We start from the raw sequence: 18,366 nt of genomic DNA on the forward strand, positions 1-18,366 counted from the left end.
ACCCGGCGTATCTGATGCGCCGGGTTGCCTGGTTTCAGGGGCGTTTCACGCCCCAGCGCGGGCAAGCCCGCTCGCCACAGGTCCGTTTACATTTGCGCTTCTCTTGAGATGACACCCTTGAAGACTCCCAGCACTTATTCTCCCGACCTCGCCGTGCCGCTCGACAAGCGCGTGTTCGGCGCGCGCGATCTGTTTTCCCTGTGGTTCTCCCTCGGTGTCGGCCTGATGGTGCTGCAGACCGGCGCCCTGTTGGCTCCGGGCCTGGGGCTGTCCGGCTCGCTGCTGGCGATCCTGCTTGGCACGGCGGTTGGCGTGCTGCTGCTGGCCGCTGCCGGCGTCATTGGCAGCGACACCGGCCTGGCCGCCATGGCCGCGCTGAAGTTGAGTCTCGGCCGCTATGGGGCGAGCCTTCCAGCGGTCCTCAACCTGCTGCAACTGGTGGGCTGGGGCGCCTTCGAAATCATCGTCATGCGTGATGCCGCCAGCCTGCTCGGCGGCCGGGCGTTCGGCGAGGGCAGTGCATTGGCCAATCCGCTGCTCTGGACCCTGCTGTTCGGGGCGTTGGCGACTCTGCTGGCGGTCAGCGGCCCGTTGACCTTCGTGCGCAGGATCCTGCGCAAGTGGGGCATCTGGCTGCTGCTGGCGGCATGCCTGTGGCTGACCTGGAACCTGTTCGCCAAGGCTGACCTGGCTGCGCTGTGGGCCCAGGCGGGGGATGGTTCGATGACGTTCGCCGTGGGCTTCGACATCGCGATCGCCATGCCGCTGTCCTGGCTGCCGCTGATCGCCGACTACTCCCGCTTCGGCAAGCGCGCGCAGGGGGTGTTCGGTGGTACCGCACTGGGCTTCTTCATCGGCAACCTATGGCTGATGAGCCTTGGCGTGGCCTACACCCTGGCCTTCGCGCCGAGTGGCGAGGTCAATGCGCTGCTGCTGGCCCTGGCGGGTGCGGGGCTGGGTATCCCGTTGCTGCTGATCCTGCTCGACGAGTCGGAGAATGCTTTCGCCGACATCCATTCGGCAGCGGTTTCCAGTGGCATCCTGTTGCCGCTGAAAGTCGAGCAACTGGCCCTGGGCATCGGCGTGATCTGCACCCTGATCGCCTGCTTCGCACCCTTGGCGCAGTACCAGAACTTCCTGCTGCTGATCGGTTCGGTGTTCGCGCCACTGTTCGGCGTGGTGCTGGCCGATCACTTCATCCTGAGCCGGCGCGGTACCCGGAGCGGGCAGTCAGCCCTGCGCTGGTCGGCACTGCTGGCCTGGCTGGGCGGCGTTGCCACCTATCACCTGCTGGCCAGTTTCCATCCGGAGCTCGGTGCGACCCTGCCGTCGCTGCTGCTGGCAGGGTTGCTGCAACTGCTGCTGGGCAAGATCTTCACTTGCGGACGGGAAACCGCTCGGGCTTGAGGATGCCGTTGAGGCGCGAGTAGTCGACCTTCAGGTCGATCAGGCCCATGGCGTAGGGGGCGATGGTCGTCACGTTGTACTTGAGCAGCACACCGTCGCTGGTCAGGGCGACGTTCGGGGTGGTCTGGAAGGGCCAGGTGCGAACGAAGTCCTGGTCGGCGCGGTTGCCGATCTGCCAGCTGTTGTGGGCGACCTTGACCAGCTTCCAGAAGGCCTCCTCCTGGCCCGGCAGCAGCATGTCCTGCAGGGTCAGGGCCTTGTGCTCGGTGCGTGACCAGTTGATGAAGCCACGCTCCGGCGTGCCCTGGGGGGTGCCATTGTCCAGGTAGCTGACCAGCTCGATGATCACCAAGCCGTCATGCTGCTCGAGTACCTTGGCTTGCAGGTAACTGCCCTGGCGGCTGGCGGAAGTGGCGAGGAACTGGTCCTGGTAGGCCTTGAGCGAGGTCGGCAATGGCGTGACGTGGGTCATCTGCAGCAGGCGGCGTTCGATCAGGCTGTCCAGTTGCGGTTCGTCCGGGAAGTGCACCGTATCGATGTTCACCAGCGGGCAATCCGGATCGTTGCAGCCCGGCTTGACCTGTTCCCAGGCATCGCGCTTGAGCTCCAGCGGCTTCTGCGTGGCGGGTTGGAACAGGCTCTGGCAGGCGCCCAGGGTCAGGGCGATGCAGGTCAGCGAGGCGATTTTTGAAAACGACATGTACGTCCTTCGTCAGCGAAAGATAGGCCAGGGAGATCGTGCTTTGACTGTCAGCGGCGGACTCGGTTCGCCACTACGCTAATTAGAGTAGGTTTCGGTGGCAGCCGTCCATCCCGGCGATGGGAAAGTGGCTGCATCAGCGGGTGTCGGCGCGTTAGGATGGCGCGAAGTCGAGGAGGAGCCTCGCCGCTACAGCCAAGAGGACCAGCATGACCGACATCAGCAAATCCAGTCCGACCCGGGTCGAGATCATCCGGCGGGAGAACTGTTTCAAGGGGTTCTACCGGCTCGATCGCCTGCACCTGCGCCACGAGCTGTTCGCCGGTGGCATGGGCAAGGAAATCAATCGCGAGGTGTTCGTGCGCCATGACGCGGTATGCGTCCTGCCCTACGATGCCCGGCGCGACGAAGTGGTGCTGCTGGAGCAGTTCCGGGTCGGAGCCATGGACAAGACCGACAATCCGTGGATGGTCGAACTGGTGGCCGGCCTGATCGACAAGGCCGAGCAGCCGGAGGAGGTTGCCCGGCGCGAGGCGCAGGAGGAGGCTGACCTGGATCTGCAGGCGCTCTGGCCGATCACCCGCTACTTCCCGTCGCCTGGCGGCAGCAACGAACTCGTTCATCTGTACCTGGGACGCTGCGACACCCAGGGCGCCGGTGGCCTGTACGGGCTGGTGGAGGAAAGCGAGGACATCCGCGCGACGGTCTGGGCCTTCGATGATGCCCTGCAGGCGGTGCGCGACGGGCGGATCATCAATGCGGCCTCGATCATTGCCTTGCAGTGGCTGGCATTGAATCGTGCCGAAGTGAGGGGTTTATGGTCGTGAGTCTGTTGCGCGAGCGTTATCGGGTCGACCTGGCCGGGCTGCAGGCAGCCTGCGAGGCGAACTATGCCCGGCTCATGCGCTTGTTGCCCGAGATGCGCAACCAGCAGCGCTCGCGCCGGATTGCCGTGACCCAGGGCGACCAGATGCTCGGGGTGCTGGCCCTGGAGGTGTTGCAGGACTGCCCCTACACCACCACCCTGCTGGTCCGCCAGGAGCACAGCCTGCCGTGGTTGCCGGTGCCGGAGTTGCAGGTGCAGGTCTACCACGATGCGCGCATGGCCGAGGTGATCAGCGCCGAGCATGCGCGGCGCTTTCGCAGCATCTACCCGTACCCGAACGCGGCGATGCACCAGCCGGACGAGAAAGCCCAGCTCAATGTCTTCCTTGGCGAATGGTTGAGCCATTGCCTGGCCTGCGGCCATGAGTTCGAGGCGGTCCGTTAAGCAAGTTGTATCCGGCTAAATGTGAACTGTGCCCGTTTCCGCCATTTCCTCTTTGCAAGTTCCCTGACCATAATTGCGCGCAACACGGTTTTGAACGAATCGGTCAAAAACTGTCCAGCCAGCAATTTCCGGGAGAGCGCCTTGTCGAGCGTAGCCACTCAATCGACCACCACGGATTCGGTGCTGTTGGTCCAACTGTCCGACAGCCACCTGTTTGCCGAGACGGACGGTACCCTGCTGGGCATGAATACCCGTGACAGCCTGCAACGGGTGATCGACTGTGTCCTGGCCGAGCAGCCACGGATCGACCTGGTGCTGGCCAGCGGCGACCTGTCCCAGGACGGTACGCTGGAGTCCTACCAGTGCTTTCGCCAGATGAGCGGGCGCATCTCGGCGCCAGCGCGCTGGTTTCCCGGCAACCATGACGAATTGCGCGAAATGGCCGAGGCGGCCGCCGGCAGCGACCTGCTGGAGCCGGTGGTGGATATCGGCAATTGGCGGGTGATACTGCTGGACTCCGCCGTGCCGGGCTCGGTGCCGGGGTTCCTGCAGGATGAGCAGTTGCAATTGCTCGAACGCGCCCTCGGCGAGGCGCCGGAGCGACATCACCTGGTCTGCTTCCACCATCATCCGGTGTCGATCCAGTGCGCCTGGATGGAGCCGATCGGCCTGCGCAACCCGCAGGCGCTGTTCGCCGTGCTGGAGCGTTTTCCCCAGGCACGGGCCCTGCTCTGGGGGCATATCCACCAGGAGTTCGACCGGCAGCACGAGGGGCTGCGCCTGCTGGCGTCGCCTTCGACCTGCATCCAGTTCGCTCCGGGCAGCGAAGACTTCAAGCTCGATGACAAGGCCCCTGGCTATCGCTGGTTGCGCCTGCACCCGGATGGTCGGCTGGAGACGGGCGTGTCGCGGGTCCAGGGTTTCGAGTCCACCGTCGATCTCGGCGGCACGGGTTACTGAACTTCCCCAATATCGGTAGGAAATATCTCAGGACGAGTCATGGCCTCGGACTCAGGCTAAACTGCGCGTCTTTGCCCGCGCGGTGCCTGGCGCCTGGAGAGCGATGACATGTCCGGTTCGATCCTGTATATCCACGGTTTCAACAGCTCGCCCGAGTCGAAGAAGGCCACCCAGCTGGTTTCGGTGATGGCGAATCTGGGGCTGGGCGACCAACTGCGGGTGCCGGCCCTGCACCATCATCCACGCCAGGCAATGGCCCAGTTGGAGGCCGCGATCGCCGAGCTCGGTCGCCCGCTGCTGGTCGGCAGCTCGCTCGGCGGCTACTATGCGACTCACCTGGCCGAGCGCCATGGCCTGAAAGCCCTGCTGGTCAACCCGGCGGTCAGCCCGCACCGGATGTTCGACGGCTTTCTCGGCCCGCAGCAGAACCTCTACAGCGGCGAAACCTGGGAGCTGACCCTGGACCATGTGACGGCCCTGGCCGCCCTGGAAGTACCGCCGCCCCAGGATCCGCAACGTTTTCAGGTGTGGTTGCAAACGGCCGATGAAACCCTTGATTATCGCGCCGCGCAGCAGTATTACCGGGCATGCGCCTTGCGCATCCAGGCGGGCGGCGATCATGGTTTCCAGGGTTTTGCCCGACAATTGCCGGCGTTGCTCAGTTTTGCCGGTATCGCGGCCGATAAGTACCAATCGATCGATTTCTCTGCACTTTGAGAATGACCCCCATTCATAGACGACTGATGAAGAGACCCCATGGCCACTCCCAGCGCTAGCTCCTATAACGCAGACGCCATCGAAGTCCTCTCGGGCCTCGACCCGGTGCGTAAGCGTCCGGGCATGTACACCGACACCAGTCGGCCGAACCACCTCGCCCAGGAAGTCATCGACAACAGTGTCGACGAAGCCCTGGCCGGGCATGCGAAGTCGGTGCAGGTCATCCTGCATGCCGACCACTCCCTGGAAGTCTGCGACGACGGTCGCGGCATGCCGGTGGATATCCACCCGGAAGAGGGCGTATCCGGCGTCGAGCTGATCCTCACCAAGCTGCATGCCGGCGGCAAGTTCTCCAACAAGAACTACCAGTTCTCCGGTGGCCTGCACGGCGTGGGGATCTCCGTGGTCAACGCCTTGTCGACCGAGGTCCGGGTCAAGGTCAAGCGCGATGGCAACGAATACCAGATGACCTTCGCCGACGGCTTCAAGGCCACCGAACTGGAAGTGGTCGGTAGCGTCGGCAAGCGCAACACCGGTACCAGCGTATTCTTCTCGCCGGACCCCAAGTATTTCGACTCGCCGAAGTTCTCCGTCAGCCGCCTCAAGCACGTGCTCAAGGCCAAGGCGGTACTGTGCCCGGGGCTGCTGGTCAGCTTCGAGGACAAGGGCACCGGCGAGAAGGTCGAGTGGCATTACGAAGATGGCCTGCGCTCCTACCTGGTGGACTCGGTCAGTGAATTCGAGCGCCTGCCGAACGAGCCGTTCTGCGGCAGCCTGGCCGGCAACAAGGAGGCGGTCGACTGGGCCCTGCTGTGGTTGCCCGAGGGCGGCGACAGCATCCAGGAGAGCTACGTCAACCTGATCCCGACCGCCCAGGGCGGTACCCATGTCAACGGCCTGCGCCAGGGCCTGCTCGATGCCATGCGCGAGTTCTGCGAGTTCCGCAGCCTGCTGCCACGCGGCGTGAAGCTGGCGCCGGAAGACGTCTGGGAGCGGATCGCCTTCGTCCTGTCGATGAAGATGCAGGAGCCGCAGTTTTCCGGGCAGACCAAGGAGCGCCTGTCGTCCCGCGAGGCCGCCGCGTTCGTTTCCGGGGTGGTCAAGGATGCCTTCAGCCTGTGGCTCAACGCCAACCCCGAGCTGGGCATGCAGCTGGCCGAGCTGGCGATCAGCAACGCCGGACGGCGCCTGAAGGCGAGCAAGAAAGTCGAGCGCAAGCGCATCACCCAGGGGCCGGCACTGCCGGGCAAGCTGGCCGACTGCGTCGGACAGGACCCGATGCGTTCCGAGCTGTTCCTGGTCGAGGGTGACTCCGCCGGCGGTTCGGCCAAGCAGGCGCGGGACAAGGAGTTCCAGGCGATCCTGCCGCTGCGCGGGAAGATCCTCAACACTTGGGAAGTCGATGGCGGCGAAGTACTCGCCAGCCAGGAAGTGCACAACATCGCCGTGGCCATCGGCGTCGACCCGGGCGCGGCGGACATGAGCCAGCTGCGCTACGGCAAGATCTGCATCCTCGCCGACGCCGACTCCGACGGCCTGCACATCGCGACCCTGCTCTGCGCGCTGTTCGTCCAGCATTTCCGCCCGTTGGTGGATGCCGGTCACGTCTACGTGGCGATGCCGCCGCTGTACCGGATCGACCTCGGCAAGGAGATCTTCTACGCGCTGGATGAAGCCGAGCGCGACGGCATTCTCGACCGCCTGGTGGCCGAGAAGAAGCGCGGCAAGCCGCAGGTCACCCGATTCAAGGGCCTTGGCGAGATGAACCCGCCGCAACTGCGCGAAACCACCATGGACCCCAATACCCGGCGCCTGGTGCAATTGACCCTGGACGATTTTGCCGCGACCGCGGAAATCATGGACATGCTGCTGGCGAAGAAGCGTGCCGGCGACCGCAAGACCTGGCTGGAGTCCAAGGGCGACCTGGCCGAGGTGCTGGTCTGATGCGCAAGGCCCTCGCGGCGTTGTGGTTGCTGGCCGCCTGGCCGGCATTCGCCGATTCGGTACCGGAGCTCAAGCTGGTGTCCGAGCATCCGGTCGAGGGCATGCGCGGTGGCAACCTGTCCGGGCTGGCGCTGTGCGGCAGCGAGTTGTGGACGATCTCGGATCGTGATGACGACCTGCTCTATCGGCTGGATACCTCGAACCGGGTCTGGAAGGCCGAAGGCATGCACCTTGAGGTGCCTTCGGTCCCCGACAGTGGCCTGTCCTGGGGGCTGCGCCTGAAGGTATGGGCCGCTTCGTTCATTCGCGGTGGCGAGCTGGACTTCGAAGGGGTGAGCTGTGATGACGCGGGCAACCGCTATATCGTCAGCGAAGCCCACGCGGCGGTGCTGAAGGTGCCGCCAAGCGGCGCGCCAGAGTGGCTGGCGATCACTCCGAAACTGGTGAGCGAGGCCAGGGACAACGGCATGCTCCTGCACTTCAATGCCGTGTTCGAGGGCCTGGCGGTCAGCCCCGTGGGCGACCGCCTGTGGCTGGCGGCCGAGCGCGAGCGACGTGGCCTGCTGCTGCTCAAGCGGCAATCGGCGCAATGGGATTGCGAGGGAAACTGCGTGCTGATGAGCGAGGATGGCAGCGAGCAGCAGCCGCCGCAGTTCCCGAATGCCAAGACGGTGACGCGTGACTTCGCCGACCTGGCGTTGTTCGAGGGCAAGCTGTTCACCCTGGAGCGCAACGCCTATCGCGTCTGTCGCCGTGATGCGCAAAGTGGCCAGGTCGAACGTTGCTGGTCGTTCGCCGCCGAAGCGCTGACCGAGCCGCGGCGTTATCCGCAGAACTACGGCCTCGCCGAGGCGCTGGTGGTGGATGCCGACGGGGTCTGGATCGGCCTGGACAATAACGACGGGGCCCGGGCCGACGGCGAGGCCCGGCCGATTGTCTGGCGCTTTGCCGCGCCGCAAGGCGGTTGGAGCGCCCGGCCGTGAGCCAGCCGCCGCCCGGCCAGCGCGCCGGTCGCGTGCTGATGATCATGGCCTGGTGCGCCGGGCTGTTTCTTGCCACGCGCTTTTTCGGGCAGTGGGAAGAACGCCAGGAAAACCCCAACAGTGTCGTCACCTCGCAACAGGGCGAGGGTTACATAGAAGTCCAGCTGGCTGGCAACAGCCAGGGGCATTTTGTCGCCAGTGGCCGGATCAACGGCGCGCCGGTGCAGTTCATGCTCGATACCGGTGCCACCGATGTGGCGATTCCGCTCGAAGTGGCCGAGCGGCTGGCCCTGGAGCGGGGCCCATCGGTGACTGTCAGCACGGCCAATGGGCGTGCCGAGGGCTACCGTACCCGGCTCGACCGCGTGCAACTGGGCGATATCATCCTGCGGGATGTGCGCGCCCTGGTGGCGCCGGGCCTGGATGGCGAGCAGGTATTGTTGGGCATGAGCGCTTTGAAAAAACTTGAATTCACCCAGCGTAGCGGCACCTTGCTGCTGCGCCAGACTACGAACTGATGAGGCCCGCATGAGCGAATCCCTTGATCTCAGCCTGGACGGCGTGGAACGCCGGTCATTGGCTGAATTCACCGAAAAGGCCTACCTCGACTACTCCATGTACGTGATCATGGACCGTGCACTGCCGCATATCGGCGACGGCCTCAAGCCGGTGCAACGGCGGATCGTCTACGCCATGAGTGAGCTGGGGCTGGATGCAGACGCCAAGCACAAGAAGTCCGCCAGGACCGTGGGTGACGTGCTTGGTAAATTCCATCCCCACGGCGACTCGGCCTGCTACGAAGCCATGGTGCTGATGGCACAGCCGTTCAGCTACCGCTACACGCTGGTGGACGGCCAGGGTAACTGGGGGGCGCCGGATGATCCGAAGTCCTTCGCGGCCATGCGTTATACCGAGTCGCGGCTATCACGTTACTCCGAAGTGTTGCTCAGCGAACTGGGGCAGGGCACTGCGGACTGGGTGCCGAACTTCGACGGTACTCTTGAAGAACCTGCAGTGTTGCCGGCACGTTTGCCGAATATCCTCCTCAACGGCACCACCGGTATTGCCGTGGGCATGGCCACCGACGTACCGCCGCACAACCTGCGGGAAGTCGCCAACGCCTGCGTGCACCTGCTCGATGACCCGAAGGCCACCGTCGAGGAGCTGTGCAAGTTCGTCCCGGGCCCGGATTATCCGACCGAGGCGGAGATCATCACGCCGCAGGCCGACCTGCTGAAAATCTACGAAACCGGACGCGGTTCGGTCCGCATGCGCGCGGTCTACCGCGTCGAGGACGGCGACATCGTGGTGCATGCCTTGCCGCACCAGGTCTCCGGGGCCAAGGTGCTGGAGCAGATTGCCGCGCAGATGCAGGCCAAGAAGCTGCCGATGGTCGCCGACCTGCGCGACGAATCCGACCATGAGCATCCGTGCCGGATCGTGATCATCCCACGCTCGAACCGGGTCGACCCCGAAGAGCTGATGCAGCACCTGTTCGCCACGACCGACCTGGAGTCCAGCTACCGGGTCAACGTCAATATCATCGGCCTGAACGGCAAGCCGCAGTTGAAGAATCTGCGTTCGCTGCTGGTCGAGTGGTTGGAGTTCCGGATCAACACCGTCCGGCGTCGCCTCAAGTTCCGCCTGGACAAGGTCGAGAAGCGCCTGCACCTGTTGGATGGTTTGCTGATCGCCTATCTGAACCTGGATGAAGTGATTCATATCATCCGCACCGAGGATCACCCTCGCGCCAAGCTCATCGAGCGTTTCGCCCTCAGCGATATTCAGGCCGACTACATCCTCGATACCCGCCTGCGGCAGTTGGCGCGGCTGGAAGAGATGAAGTTGCGCGGTGAGCAGGACGAACTGCTCAAGGAACAGGCCAAGTTGCAGGCGCTGCTGGCCAGCGAAGCCAAGCTGAAGAAACTGGTACGCAGCGAGCTGCTCGCCGATGCGCAAACCTATGGTGATGACCGCCGTTCGCCGATCGTTGCCCGTGCCGAAGCCAAGGCTTTGTCGGAAAACGAACTGATGCCCACTGAGCCGGTAACGGTCGTTCTGTCGGAAAAAGGTTGGGTTCGCTGTGCAAAAGGTCATGATATTGACGCCACCGGCTTGTCCTATAAGGCCGGTGATGGCTTCAAGACCGCGGCGGCCGGGCGTTCCAACCAGTTTGCGGTGTTCATCGACTCCACCGGTCGCAGCTATTCGGTGGCGGCCCACACGCTGCCATCGGCGCGTGGCCAGGGCGAACCGTTGACCGGTCGTCTGACGCCGCCACCGGGCGCGAGCTTCGAGTGTGTGCTGTTGCCGGAGGACGAAGCGCTGTATGTGATCGCTTCCGACGCGGGTTATGGCTTCGTGGTCAAGGGCGAAGACCTGCAGGCCAAGAACAAGGCGGGCAAGACATTGTTGAGCCTGCCCAATGGTTCGAAGGTGATGGCACCGCGGCCGGTGACCGATCGCGAGCAGAACTGGCTGGCGGCGGTGACCACCGAAGGTCGCCTGCTGATCTTCAAGATCAGCGATCTGCCACAATTGGGCAAGGGCAAGGGCAACAAGATCATCGGGGTTCCCGGCGAGCGGGTTGCCAGCCGTGAAGAGTACGTCAGCGACCTGGCGGTGCTGCCGGAAGGCGCAACGCTGGTGCTGCAGGCCGGCAAACGGACCTTGTCGCTCAAGGCTGATGACCTGGAGCATTACAAGGGCGAGCGTGGTCGTCGGGGCAACAAGTTGCCGCGCGGCTTCCAGCGTGTCGATGCATTGTTGGTAGAGACTGGCAATTAGGTCGGTCCAGGGTGTCTGTCCTGGTTTTTTCGCGCAGGATCGACGCCCTGACACTGGAGTAACGGCGCATATTCACGGATGATATGCGCCTCTTGGGCGACCGCATGGCGGAGCGCCCAGACGAATTTTCTGGATCAGACTGTGGCACGCCTCACGGTGGCCACCTGGATGGGATGATGACTGTTCTGCGCCTTCCTTTAATGTTGCTGCTTACCGGCGTGCTCGGTTTGGCCGGCTGCAGCGTTAACAAGCCGGTTTCTTTATATCAGTTGGACAGTGGCACGCCGGGCCAACCTCAACAAAGCACGGGCATGTTCGTGGTACTGGGTCCTGTGACCCTGGCCGATTACCTGCAACGCGAAACCCTGCTGCAACGCCAGCCAGACGGCAGCCTGACTGCAGCGACCGATGGTCGCTGGGCGGGTAGCCTGTCCTCGGACGTCAATCAGCTGCTGGTACGGCAACTGGCCTGGCGCCTGGACAGCCAGCGGGTCGTGCTGTCGCCGGCGACGGCGGGTGCGACGCCGGACGTGCAGGTGCTGCTGTCGATTACCCGCCTGGACTCCGGGACCAAGCAACCGGCGATCCTCGATGCGCAGTGGCGCCTGCTGGACCGTCGTGGCCAAGTGCGGGACAACCGCATCGTGCACCTGGAGCAGCAGCATGCCGGTACTTCGGCCGCGCAGGTCCAGGCCCAGGGCGAATTGTTGCAGCGCCTGGCCGAACAGTTGAGCGTGGCGCTCAAGCCGCTGGCCAACCAGCCACCGGTTGCGGAGGTGCGCAGCAAACCTGCCGCGCCAGCCCCGGCCAAGCCAGCCGAACCCCAGAAGCCGAAGATTCCGATGGCGACGCCGATCCGCACGGATATGGAAGTGTTCCGCTTCTGAGGCCATCACCGGATAACAAAAAAGCCCGCATTCGATGCGGGCTTTTTTGTTGGGTTTGGGGTTACCGGAGAGCGCTTTACTTGCTGCTCTCGTGCATCCGCGCCAGTTGGCGTTCCAGCATCGAGGGATAGGGCTCCATCAGTCGCTCCACGCAGCAGGCACCTTCGGGGCTGGCGATCGGGCGGATACGGGCACGCTGGCGAATCAGCGGGTCATCGCTGATCTGCCGTTCCACCAGCAGCAGGTTGCGGCTGTGCTGCGACAGGGCGAGGGCGTCCTGGGCGGTTTCGGTCAGCAGCAGGTCGATCTGGCTGACGCCGAACAGTTCGTCACCCAGGGTCAGGCCCAGCTGCAGTTGCAGGGTGATACCGCTGTCGGCGACTTCGATCTGCAACTGGTGCCCCAGCGCCCTGAGCAGTTCACCGCAGCAGATGGCGTTGGTCAGGTAGTCGTCACCACTGTCCTCGGTATGGAACAGCATCAGCGTGCTGCCATCGTTCAGGGTGTGCAGTTCGCTCTGGTACAACGAGGCGGCCTGGTCCAGGCAGTCGCGATAACGCTCCAGCAGTTCGGTCAGGCGCGCGCGTGGCAGGCGTCGCAGTTGGTCCTGGGCGCCCAGCTGCACGGCCAGCACCGCACTGTGCTGGGGTTGCGCGGGCTCCACCGGCTTCGCCGCCGCAGCGGTCGAGCCTTGCGGACCTTCGCGCAGGTCGGCGAACGGGTCTTCCTCGTCGTCCAGTTCCAGCTCGTCGTCCGCAGGGCGGGGAACGGGGCGTACTGCCGGCCTGGCCGGGGCGCCTGTTGCACCGCTGTCAAAGCTCGGATCGCGCAGGTTGCGAACCTGGAAGCCCTGTCCGGCAGGCTCTTGCTCGTAGTCGTTATCGTCGTAGTCGATTTCCGGTTCCGGCTCGGGTTCCGGCTTCACCGGGGCAAAGCGCGAATGCAACTGGCGGGCAAGATCGCCGATCTCGTCCTGGCGCTGGGTGGCCGGCGTGTGCTCGTCCATGTCCCGCAGCCAGACCCGCAACTGCAGCAGCGGCGTCGAGATATGCCGGCCCAGGCGCAGGCTCAGGGCCAGTGCCAGGGCCAACAGGATGGCGCTGAGAATCCCCATGCTCTGCAGGCTGATGGTCATCGGCTGCTGGAACTGGGTCATGTCCAGGCTGATCCGCAGGTTGCCGGCGGTGACGTCCTGGAAGGTGATCTTGGTCTGGTAGACCCCTTCGGTCTCGCCCAACAGGCCGCTTTTCGGGCGCTGGCCGGCTTCGGCGAGGATCCGGTTGTCGACGCTGTAGATCGCCGCATGGGCCACCAGCGGGTTCTTCGTCAGGTTGTTGAGCAGCACGTTGAGGCTGAGGATGTCATTGGACACCAGCAGCTCGGTTGCCGACGTGGCGGTCTGGGTGGTCAGGCTCTGGCCAAGGGCGTCGGCCTGCTGGTGCATGGCTTCCTTGAACTGCAGCCCCATCACGCAGGCGTAGATGACCAGCGCCAGCGCGACGAGAATCACGTTGTGGCTGGCAATACGCAGTGCAATCGGTACCCGGCGATGACGCAATGCCCGGAAGATCAGCAGGAAGAAGTTATCGGTTTTGACTGGCGTGGGCCGGTTCACTGAGCGCGGCTCTTTTGTCCGTGAAGTTGACGCGCAGTATAGCGAGAGGCCCTAGACCGGCAAAGCGCTGGCGGTGCCGATGGTCACCGAAAGTGGGTAGAATGCGACTTTTTTAACGAACGGGGGTGCGCTTTGCGCGAAATCGTCCTGATTAACATCACCGGTAGCGACCGGACAGGTCTTACCGCGGCCATTACCGGCGTGCTGGCGCAAGGTGGTGTGAACATTCTCGACATCGGTCAGGCGGTTATCCACGATACCCTGTCGTTCGGCATTCTGGTCGAGGTTCCTGGCGGCGAGCAGTCGCCGGTGCTGCAGCACGTGCTGTCCACCGCCCAGGGCCTGGAGCAGCAGGTGCGCCTCACCGCTGTCTCGGAAGCGGACTACCGCAACTGGGTCGCCAACGAGGGCAAGGATCGTCATATCGTTACACTGCTGAGCCGCCAGATCACCGCCGAGCAGGTACAGCGGGTCAGTGCGATCACTGCGCGCCACGGCCTGAACATCGAACGCATCGACCGTCTGTCGGCACGCCTGCCGCTGGACGTGTCGACGGGCCTGAGCAAGGCCTGCATCGAGTTCTCGGTCCAGGGTGCGGCAGCCGATCCGCAGGCGCTGCGCGCCGAGTTCCTCGGCCTGGCCCAGGAGCTGGATATCGATGTCGCTTTCCAGGAGGACTCGCTGTTCCGCCGCAATCGGCGCCTGGCGGTGTTCGACATGGACTCCACGCTGATCGAGGCCGAGGTCATCGACGAGTTGGCCAAGGCCGCGGGCGTTGGCGAGCAGGTTTCGGCGATTACCGAGCGCTCGATGGCCGGCGAGCTGGATTTCCGCGCCAGCTTCAAGGAACGCCTGGCGCTGCTCAAGGGGCTGGATGTCAGTGTGCTCGACTCGATCGGCGCCTCGCTGCGTCTGACCGAAGGTGCCGAGACACTGTTCGCCGAACTCAAGCGCCTGGGCTACAAGACCGCGATCCTGTCGGGTGGCTTCACCTATTTTGCCCGGCAGTTGCAGGCGAAACTGGGTATCGACTACGTATTCGCCAACGAACTGGAAGTGGTGGACGGCAAGTGCACCGGCGTTGCGGTTGAGCCGATCGTCGATGCCCAGCGCAAGGCCGACCTGCTGCGTGAGCTGGCCGCCAAGGAAGGTTTGAGCCTGGAACAGACCATTGCCGTCGGTGATGGCGCCAACGACTTGCCGATGCTGGGGATTGCCGGCCTGGGTGTGGCCTTCCGCGCCAAGCCGCTGGTGCGCAAGTCGGCCAAGCAGGTGATTTCCACCCTCGGTCTGGATGGCGTGCTGTATCTGCTGGGCATGCAGGACCGCCACGGTCGCAACTGACGGCCTGCTCTTGTCGGCACGGGGCCTGTCGCTGGGCAGGTCCCTTGCTAGAGTGTCTTCCACAGCGAGCCGAAGTCTTCCTCCTGGCCGCCTGTGTCACTTCCCGAGGCTGTGCTCCCGGCCGCTGCCGGTTGCTCGAGCAGCCGATATTCAAACTGGTTGAAGCTGCCGGTGCTGGCCTTTCGGGTATTCAGCGCAGCGCGACGTTCATCACCATTGGTATTGATCATCACCTTGTGGCCTTCCTGGAACGGTAGGCGCGGTGCCAGTAAGGTGGCGGGCACGCCGATGGCGCTGATTTCCGGCAGCAGCAGCGCGCGCAGGTACTGGCTGTTCTCCTCGCTGTTGCGCACCAGTTGCAGGCCGCATGGCTGGGCGTGCGGGGCGATCAGCTCGATCCCCATCTGCGTCCCGCCGCTGCGCACCTGGCGAATCCAGCGCACCACCGCGACGCTCCAGCCGTGGGAGGTCGCATCCTGGATGCCGACCAGTTCTCCGGCCTGCAATTGGCTGGGCACTTCCCGTGGCCAGGCCAGGCAATAGCCGCCAGGGCTGTGGTTGATGATCTGCAGGCTGAAGGTCGGGAAGTCTTCAGCGCTGTTGGCCGCTGCCTGGCTGGTGTCGGCTTCCGTCGGGTGATACTGGATTTCCTCGTAGGGCAGCAGCGTGTCGGCGCTGCCGTGACGCTCGGCGTCGAAGGCCAGGGCCCAGCTGTCCTTCTGTGCGCTGTTGGCCAGCTGCGCGGAAAAGTGTGCGGCACGGCTGGCTGTCGGGCTCTTGAGGATTTCGCTGAAGGAACGCTGCCCGCCCAGGTAGAAGTGCAGGGCACTCATGCCGATGCACAGGGTCAGCGAACCCTGCCCTGGTGTGCGCTGGAAGCTCCGTTCGGCCGATTCGCCCCAGGCCGCGCAGAGGTGTTGCAGGGTGTCCAGGCTCAAGCCGCTGGGGACCAGCAGGCGTGATTGCCCGCGCAGTTCGGCGGGTTGGTCGAGGTAGTCCTTCATGGCCTCGACCAGGGCCAGGGTATTGATGCCCATCAGGCTGGAACGCTGCTCGATGGCGAACAGCGAAGTGTAGCGTGGCGGCGCATCTGTCCGTGGGGCGACGGCGAACAGGCTCGATGCCAGGCCGGCGTCCTGCAGCTTGACCAGGCTACTCCAGGGCTCGAGTACCTCGGCCAGCCGGGCGATATTGTTCTGACGCATCTGGTTGCAGCGCGAGCAACCCAGCAGCAGCGCGACGATGTAGGTCTGCTCGATGGTCAGGGACTGGGTCTGGCTGGCCAGTTCGTCACGCACCGTGCTTTGCTGGAGCTGATGGGCGACGGCGACCTGGTACAGCTGGTGTACCTCGAGCCACAGGCCCTCCGGTACCGGGCAGTACAACTGGTTGGCGCGGATCAGCGGGCCATTGAGGCAATGCAGGGCGCGCTGTACCGCCAGGGTCAGCAGCCCGGCGCGCTCCTTGCTGAACTTGGAGGCAATACGTACCGCGATCTGCTTGTAGCCGATGGCCAGGTGGTTCTGCAGGGCCTGGCAGAGGTTGGCGACCTTGCGCGGACGTTCGTCGAGCACCACGGACTGGTTGAGGAAATGTCGCTCCAGGTGCTTGCAGACGTAATACACCTCGGGGCGTAGCAGCTCGAGCAGTTGCAGGCGGTTTTCGCTGGGGGTGAGGAACTGGTTGAGCTCGGCCAGGCCCTGGTAAAGCAGGCGCGCGGTTTCACCGAGGTTGGCTTTCGGCAGTTCAGCGATCCAACGTCTCAGATCACGCGGCGTTCCATCGCAGAAGGACAGGCTCAACTGCGTGGGCGTCGGCGCGCGTAACAGAAGATGGGGGCTCGGATTGCTCATCTAACGGGCCAGCTCCAGCAAGGAAAACGTGCATCATCCATCGGCAAGGTGACAAAAAATTGGTGGCAATATAATGCCACGACTCTAGCAGCAATACGTTTCAGGTGCATCGTTGCCGGTCGGTTCCTGTTGCGACCGATTGTCCATGGCGTGGCCTCGCGCAATTCGGTTCGCGAGGCCACTGGCCCGTCAGGCCTGCTTGGGCAGGCCCAGGCCCTGGCCCATGCTCACGGTCGACCCGGCGCCCAGGCTTTCGGCCCATTTTACCTGGTCGGGGCCGAACAGCACGATGGCGGTCGAACCGAGTTTGAAACGACCGAGCTCCGCACCCTTTTCCAGGTGGATCGGTGCACGGGCTGCCTCATCGTAGCGGAAAGTCTTGAGCTCGCGCTTGGGTGGCGTGACCAGGCCGGCCCAGACGGTCTCGACCGAGGCAACGATCATCGCGCCGACCAGCACGACGGCCATCGGCCCGCGCTCGGTGTCGAACAGGCAGACGACCCGCTCGTTGCGGGCGAACAGTTCCGGAACGTTCTCGGCGGTGGTCTGGTTGACCGAGAACAGGCGGCCCGGCACGTAGACCATCTCGCGCAAGGTGCCAGCCAGTGGCATGTGCACCCGGTGGTAGTCCTTGGGCGACAGGTAGATGGTGGCGAACTCGCCGCCCATGAATGGCGCGGCGAGCGCGGCATCACCGCCCAGCAGTTCGAGGGCGCTGAAGCTGTGGCCCTTGGCCTGGAAGATCCGGCCATGTTCGATCGGACCGAGCTGGCTGACCGCACCGTCGGCCGGGCAGAGGATCGCGCCCGGCGTCGGGTCGAGGGGGCGGGCACCGTCTTTCAAGGCGCGGGTGAAGAAGGCGTTGAAGTGCTCGTAGGCGGTCAGGTCCTCGACCAGTGCCTGGGACATGTCCACCTGGTAGCGCTTGGCGAACCAGGCGGTGAAGGCGTTCTTGAACCAGCGCACGCGGCATTCGGCAATGCAGCCGGCCAGGCGCGACAGCAGGTGATGGGGCAGCAGGTACTGGCTGAGGATGAACAAACTCTTTTTCATCGAGGGTCCTTGTGAATCTCAAATCTCTACAGGGGTGTCGGGGTGGTTGCCCCATTCGCCCCAGGAGCCGGCGTAGCCCTTGACGCGCGGATAACCGAGCGCCTTGGCCACCAGATAGGTGAAGCCGGAACGGTGGTGGGTCTGGCAATGGGTGATCACTTCCTTGTCGGGAGTGATGCCCAGGCTGTCGAGAATCGCTGGCATGTCCTTGCGGATGCGCAGGCTGCGCTCCTTGTCCATGCCGGCGGTCCATTCGAAGTTGACCGCGCCGGGGATGTGCCCACCCTTGGCGGCCAGGACCTTCTCGCCCGAGTACTCCAGCGGGCCACGGGCGTCCCAGATTGCCAGGTCGGCTGCGCCCAGGCGTGATTGCAGGTAGTCGCGGGTGGCGGTCGGTGCCTCGTGCAGGGTCAGGGCGACCGGTCCGCCGGCTGCCGCCGGGCTGTCTTCGGACAGTGGCAGGTCTTCGTCCAGCCACGCCAGCAGGCCGCCGTCGAGGTAGTGGTAGCGAGTATGGCCGATGACGTCCAGCAGCCAGATGAAGCGACCGGCCCAACCGCCGCCTTCGTCGTCATAGACCACATAGACCGCGTCCGGGTTGTGCCCCAGTTCGCCGAACAGGGCTTGCAGCGCCTCTTTTGGTGGCATCAGGCCCGGAGCCGGAGGCTGGCCCAGCTGGGTGCGCTTGGGGTCGACGAAGCGGGCGCCGGGAATGTGCCCTGCGCTGTAGCGGGCGCTGCTGGTCAGGTCCACCAGGATCAGGCCGGGGGTGTCGAGGCGCGGCAGCAGGTCGCTGGGCTCGATTACCAGTGGCAAGCCGGAGAAGTCAGGCATGTGGGGTCTCCT

General features: G+C 64.4%; 16 protein-coding genes. 11 read left to right on the top strand and 5 right to left on the bottom strand.

Going from position 1 to position 18,366, the window contains the following annotated elements:
• The first annotated feature begins 108 nt into the window (after window positions 1-108).
• On the top strand, window positions 109-1,407 hold the full coding sequence (gene cytX, locus HU752_RS03480; protein WP_186683326.1) for a putative hydroxymethylpyrimidine transporter CytX: 1,299 nt from the start codon (window positions 109-111) through the stop codon (window positions 1,405-1,407).
• Here cytX and HU752_RS03485 read toward each other — a convergent pair.
• A complete protein-coding gene (locus HU752_RS03485; RefSeq protein ID WP_186683327.1) occupies window positions 1,376-2,107 on the bottom strand; it encodes an RsiV family protein in 732 nt (243 codons plus the stop codon). The genes cytX and HU752_RS03485 overlap by 32 nt on opposite strands.
• A gap of 209 nt (window positions 2,108-2,316) precedes the next feature.
• Between HU752_RS03485 and HU752_RS03490 the strand changes: the two genes are divergently transcribed.
• The 9 genes from HU752_RS03490 (at window position 2,317) to HU752_RS03530 (ending at window position 11,655) form a co-directional block, all read left to right on the top strand.
• A complete protein-coding gene (locus HU752_RS03490; protein ID WP_186683328.1) occupies window positions 2,317-2,934 on the top strand; it encodes an NUDIX domain-containing protein in 618 nt (205 codons plus the stop codon).
• On the top strand, window positions 2,925-3,377 hold the full coding sequence (locus HU752_RS03495) for a DUF1249 domain-containing protein (RefSeq protein ID WP_186683329.1): 453 nt from the start codon (window positions 2,925-2,927) through the stop codon (window positions 3,375-3,377). The genes HU752_RS03490 and HU752_RS03495 overlap by 10 nt, the downstream gene beginning before the upstream one ends.
• 141 nt (window positions 3,378-3,518) lie before the next feature.
• Window positions 3,519-4,337: a 3',5'-cyclic-AMP phosphodiesterase gene (gene cpdA / locus HU752_RS03500; protein ID WP_186683330.1), complete on the top strand. Its 819-nt coding sequence runs from the start codon at window positions 3,519-3,521 to the stop codon at window positions 4,335-4,337.
• A gap of 108 nt (window positions 4,338-4,445) precedes the next feature.
• The gene (locus tag HU752_RS03505) at window positions 4,446-5,054 is read left to right on the top strand and encodes a YqiA/YcfP family alpha/beta fold hydrolase (protein ID WP_186683331.1); all 609 of its coding nucleotides are present in this window, start codon (window positions 4,446-4,448) and stop codon (window positions 5,052-5,054) included.
• A gap of 39 nt (window positions 5,055-5,093) precedes the next feature.
• The gene (parE, locus tag HU752_RS03510; protein ID WP_186683332.1) at window positions 5,094-6,998 is read left to right on the top strand and encodes a DNA topoisomerase IV subunit B; all 1,905 of its coding nucleotides are present in this window, start codon (window positions 5,094-5,096) and stop codon (window positions 6,996-6,998) included.
• A complete protein-coding gene (locus tag HU752_RS03515) occupies window positions 6,998-7,981 on the top strand; it encodes an esterase-like activity of phytase family protein (RefSeq protein WP_186683334.1) in 984 nt (327 codons plus the stop codon). The genes parE and HU752_RS03515 overlap by 1 nt, the downstream gene beginning before the upstream one ends.
• On the top strand, window positions 7,978-8,499 hold the full coding sequence (locus HU752_RS03520) for a retropepsin-like aspartic protease family protein (RefSeq protein WP_186683336.1): 522 nt from the start codon (window positions 7,978-7,980) through the stop codon (window positions 8,497-8,499). The genes HU752_RS03515 and HU752_RS03520 overlap by 4 nt, the downstream gene beginning before the upstream one ends.
• Before the next feature lie 10 nt (window positions 8,500-8,509).
• Complete coding sequence (gene parC / locus HU752_RS03525; protein ID WP_186683339.1) at window positions 8,510-10,768, top strand: DNA topoisomerase IV subunit A; 2,259 nt, start codon at window positions 8,510-8,512, stop codon at window positions 10,766-10,768.
• Between the two features lie 176 nt (window positions 10,769-10,944).
• Window positions 10,945-11,655: a PqiC family protein gene (locus HU752_RS03530; protein WP_186683340.1), complete on the top strand. Its 711-nt coding sequence runs from the start codon at window positions 10,945-10,947 to the stop codon at window positions 11,653-11,655.
• Between the two features lie 76 nt (window positions 11,656-11,731).
• On the opposite strand, the gene HU752_RS03535 is transcribed toward HU752_RS03530, so the two are convergent.
• The gene (locus HU752_RS03535; RefSeq protein ID WP_186683342.1) at window positions 11,732-13,270 is read right to left on the bottom strand and encodes an AhpA/YtjB family protein; all 1,539 of its coding nucleotides are present in this window, start codon (window positions 13,268-13,270) and stop codon (window positions 11,732-11,734) included.
• 132 nt (window positions 13,271-13,402) lie between these two features.
• Here HU752_RS03535 and serB point away from each other — a divergent pair, with 132 nt between their 5' ends.
• On the top strand, window positions 13,403-14,614 hold the full coding sequence (gene serB / locus HU752_RS03540) for a phosphoserine phosphatase SerB (protein ID WP_186683344.1): 1,212 nt from the start codon (window positions 13,403-13,405) through the stop codon (window positions 14,612-14,614).
• Window positions 14,615-14,661: 47 nt separating this feature from the next.
• Here the strand turns inward: serB and HU752_RS03545 are convergent, their stop codons facing one another.
• From HU752_RS03545 to HU752_RS03555, 3 genes are all read right to left on the bottom strand, one after another.
• Window positions 14,662-16,467, bottom strand: coding sequence for a cyclic-di-GMP receptor FimW-related protein (locus tag HU752_RS03545; protein ID WP_186683346.1), 1,806 nt, complete (start codon window positions 16,465-16,467; stop codon window positions 14,662-14,664).
• A gap of 189 nt (window positions 16,468-16,656) precedes the next feature.
• Entirely contained in the window at window positions 16,657-17,520 is an 864-nt protein-coding gene (asd, locus tag HU752_RS03550) for an archaetidylserine decarboxylase (protein ID WP_186683348.1), read from the bottom strand.
• Between the two features lie 18 nt (window positions 17,521-17,538).
• Window positions 17,539-18,354 carry a rhodanese-like domain-containing protein gene (locus tag HU752_RS03555; protein WP_186683350.1) on the bottom strand — a complete coding sequence of 272 codons (816 nt, stop codon included), beginning with the start codon at window positions 18,352-18,354 and terminating at the stop codon, window positions 17,539-17,541.
• Window positions 18,355-18,366: the final 12 nt, after the last annotated feature.

Source organism: Pseudomonas vanderleydeniana, assembly GCF_014268755.2.
Taxonomy (GTDB): Bacteria; Pseudomonadota; Gammaproteobacteria; order Pseudomonadales; family Pseudomonadaceae; genus Aquipseudomonas; species Aquipseudomonas vanderleydeniana.